The organism is Streptomyces sp. WAC 04229, assembly GCF_003947455.1.
Taxonomy (GTDB): Bacteria; Actinomycetota; Actinomycetes; order Streptomycetales; family Streptomycetaceae; genus Streptomyces.
Genome location: NZ_QHJH01000338.1, coordinates 1 through 3673, shown reverse-complemented (window position 1 = coordinate 3673; position 3673 = coordinate 1). Strand labels below are relative to the sequence as shown.

General features: G+C 77.1%; 3 protein-coding genes. 1 reads left to right on the top strand and 2 read right to left on the bottom strand.

Annotation, left to right across the window (positions count from 1 at the left end; translation table 11 throughout):
• On the top strand, positions 1-650 hold a 650-nt coding region (locus DMH12_RS37740), incomplete at its 5' end, for a serine hydrolase (RefSeq protein ID WP_148107593.1).
• Here DMH12_RS37740 and mycP read toward each other — a convergent pair.
• Both mycP and DMH12_RS37730 read right to left on the bottom strand, forming a co-directional pair.
• Positions 635-1831: a type VII secretion-associated serine protease mycosin gene (gene mycP, locus DMH12_RS37735; RefSeq protein ID WP_260474490.1), complete on the bottom strand. Its 1197-nt coding sequence runs from the start codon at positions 1829-1831 to the stop codon at positions 635-637. The two genes, DMH12_RS37740 and mycP, sit on opposite strands and share 16 nt — an antisense overlap.
• Complete coding sequence (locus DMH12_RS37730) at positions 1828-2835, bottom strand: hypothetical protein (protein ID WP_260474489.1); 1008 nt, start codon at positions 2833-2835, stop codon at positions 1828-1830. Before DMH12_RS37730 ends, mycP begins: the two co-directional genes overlap by 4 nt.
• Between the last annotated feature and the right edge of the window lie 838 nt (positions 2836-3673).

Sequence of the window (3673 nt, the reverse complement as noted above, 5' to 3'; positions counted from 1 at the left end):
CGGGAGCCTTCGAGACGGCGAGCATCGTCAAGGTCGGCATTCTGGCGGCGCTGCTGCTGCGGGCGCGGGACGCGGGTCGGGTGCTGACCGTCGCGGAGCGGGCGCATGCCGCCGCGATGGTCGAGCGGAGTGACAACGACTCGGCGTCGGCGCTGTGGCGGGCGATCGGCGGGGCGCGGGGGCTGGACGCGGCGAACGAGCGGTTCGGGCTGACGGGGACCGCGGGCGGCGAGGGGACGCTGTGGGGGCTGACACGGACGACGGCCGTTGACCAGGTGGCGCTGCTGCGGCAGTTGTTCGTCGCGGACGGTTCCGAGCTGAGCGCGGACGCACGGGCGTATGTGACCGGGTTGATGGGGCGGATCGCGGACGGTCAGCGGTGGGGGGTGTCGGCGGCGGCCGACGGTTCCGCGTGGGCGCTGAAGAACGGCTGGCTGCGGCGGAGCACCACCGGGTTGTGGGTGGTCAACAGCGTCGGGCGGGTCACCTCGGGCGGTCACGACCGGCTGGTCGCGGTGGTGTCGCGGGGCAGCGCGACCCTGGCGGAGGGGATCGCGCTGGTCGAGGCGGCGGCCCGGGCGGTGGTGTCCGTCCTCGCCGGGGAGAGCGCCGGGAGTGGCCGGGCGGAGCGGGATCAGAAGTCGTCGTAGCGTTCGCGGCGGCCGCGCCACAGGACCACGGCGGCGACGACGAGGACGCCGCCCGCGCCGCCGGCCAGCGGGGCCGCCCAGGCGGAGGTGGAGTCGCCGGAGTCGGCGGTGTCGGGGCCGGAGCCGAAGTACTCGTCGCCGTAGGCCGCCGAGTTCAGGCCCTCCGGCTTCAGCCGCCCGGCCGCCTCGATCGCGGCGGCGGGGTCGACGAAGCCGAAGCCGCGGGAGTCGTCGCGGCCCTCGGCGGGGGCGTTGCGGGCGGTGTCCTCCAGCAGGGCCTTGACCTGGGCCGGGCCGAGGTCCGGATGGGCCGCCTTCACCAGGGCGGCGGCGCCGGAGACGAAGGCCGAGGCGGCGCTGGTGCCCCACCCCTCGTAGTACCGGTGGTCGGGGTCGGCGATGATCACGTCGACACCGGGCGCGCTGACCGTGGCGTACCAGCGGCGGGTGGAGAAGGAGGCGCGGGTGCCGTAGCGGTCGACGGCGGTGGCGGCGATGACGCCCGGATAGGCGGCCGGGTAGGAGACGTGGTCGCCCTTCTCGCCGCCGTTGCCGGCCGAGGCGACGACGATCACGCCCTTCTTCAGGGCGTACTGGATGGCCTCGTCCTCGGCGGGTTCGGGGTGCGCGGAGGCGGAGTCGTCACCGAGGGAGAGGTTGATGATGTCGGCGCCGTTGTCGGCGGCCCAGCGGATGCCCTCGGCGAGGGCGTTGCCGCGGGTCTTGCGGGCCTTGGCGCGGGAGGGGTCGCCGTCCTCCAGGATCACGCGCAGGGGCATGATCCTGGCCTCCGGGGCGATGCCCATGACGCCGTCGGCGTTGCCGGCGCCGTGGCCGTGCCCGGCGATGATCCCGGCCATGGCGGTGCCGTGCCGGGCCCAGGCGCGGTCACCCTCGCTCGCGCCGAAGCCGACCAGGTCCTTGCCGGTGACGACGTTGCCGGCCAGGTCGGGGTGGTCGGCCTCCACGCCCGTGTCCAGGACGGCGACGGTGACGCCCGCGCCCTTGGTGGTGCGCCAGGCGTCCTGGGTGTGCATGGCGTCCAGGGCCCACTGCTGGGCGCGGATGCCGTCGGCGTGTGCGGCGGGGGCGGGGACGAGCACGAGGGCGCCCGCCAGCAGGAGGCTCAGGGCGGTGCCTGCCCGGCGATGGCGGCGGGTGTTCACCTGGGATGCGTTCACGACGGGTGCTCCGTGGCCTGGCCCACGTTCTTGCGCAGGGCGCGTTCGACGCGGTCGGCGAGGCCCTTCGCCTCGTGGCCGAGGCCGGCCTGGGCGGGGGCGGACGTGGCGCCGGACTCGATGGCCTCCTCGGCGGGCTGGGGGTCGTCGACGGTGCGGGCGTCGGCCCAGCCGGAGACGGCGTAGACGACGACCGGGGCATCGGTGAGGACCGAGACGGTCCAGGCGGCCCGCTGCGGGGCGCCGAACCCGGCGGCCACGGTGTCCTTCGCGGCGTAGGGCAGCGGCATCAGGTCGTCGCGGCTGCCCAGGCCCTCCTTCTCGAAGCGTTTCGCCAGCGAGGTCATGGCGGCGGCGTCGGCCTTGGTGAACAGCATGCCGACGGTGGTGACGTGGCTCCGGGTGGCGTCGGTGTACGTGGCGCGCAGCAGGCGCCGGCAGCCGACCGGGTCCAGCACCTTGGCGAGCAGCCGGTCGAAGGCGGCGGCGCAGTCGCCGTCCGGGGCGACCGCGACCCGCGTCCAGGTGCGGTCGGCGCCGCCGGGACCGGCGCCCTGGCCCCGCACGGTGGGCGGGAACAGCTGGTCGACCGGGACGTTGTGCCACAGGTCCCCGGCCTCGGTGAACGCGCTGCGCGCGCCGCCGTCCCCGGAGTTGTCGGCGAGCCAGCTTCCGGTGACCGCTCCGGTGAGGAGCCCCACGCCGAGCACGAGGCAGACGGCGGCGGCGAGGGCCTGCGGCCGCAGCCGGCCGCCGAGCGGGCGGGGCCGGGCGAGCCCGTCGTACCCCTCGGGCCGCCCGAACGACACCCGGGGCCGCCGGTCGCCGGGCACCACCGGGGCGCTCCAGGAGAACGCGGGGTCGGGACCGGAGTCGCGGTCCGCCACCGGCTCGGCGGGCACGGGCCGCAACCGCCGGGTCGTCTCGGAGGGGGTCTCCTCGGGGACGCCGGTCCGCTGGGCCGACGACCGGGACGCGCCGGTTCCCCGAAGGGCTTCACCCACACCGGGGCCGTGCGCCGTGGGCCCCACCGGACCGCGAGGCGGGTCCTGGGGCGCGGGAACGTCTCGCGGGCGCGAGCCCGGCCCGGTACCCGGGGGGCGTGCGGCGGGCACGTCCGGGCGCGCGATGGGCGTCGCTGAGCGCGTGCCGGGCGCCTCCGGGCGCGTGACGCCGGGAGCCGGGGCATCGCCGCCGACGGTGGGCGGGGCATCGGGAAAGCGGGCGGAAGCGTGTGGTGCGGCGTCGCGCCCGACGGTCGGCGGAGCATCCGGGAACCGGGCCGAAGCACGCGGCTCGGCCTCACGCCCGACAGACGGCGGAGCATCCGGGAACCGGGCCGAAGCACGCGGCTCGGCCTCACGCCCGACAGACGGCGGAGCATCCGGGAACCGGGCCGAAGCACGCGGCGGGGGTACGTCCCGGCCCTGTCCGCCGCGTGAGCGGTCGTCGAGGCGGAGGCGCGGGTACGGGGGCCGGGTCTTCGACGGCTCCTCCGGGGCCGGCGAGGGCTCTCGGCCCGGGGTCTCGCCGCTCCCCGGGAGCACGGCTCCGGAGCCGGTGTCCCGGGACGGGGCGTGCGTGCGCTGCCCGGGTACGGGGTCCGGCGTGCTCGACGAACGCCGTCCGGCTCCCACCGCGTCGGTGTCGTGCGGCGCCTGGGCCGGGCGGGGCGGTGTGGCAGGGCGCGGCGGGTTCTGCGGGTGGTCCGCGGCGCCCCCGGGGGGGGGGGGGGCCGGAACCGGGAAGGGGGACCACGCCGCGCCCGCACCACCCGCGAACGCTCCGGAAGACGGGGGCGGGGCGGGGACCGGGCCGGGTCTTATAAACAACTCCCAGACC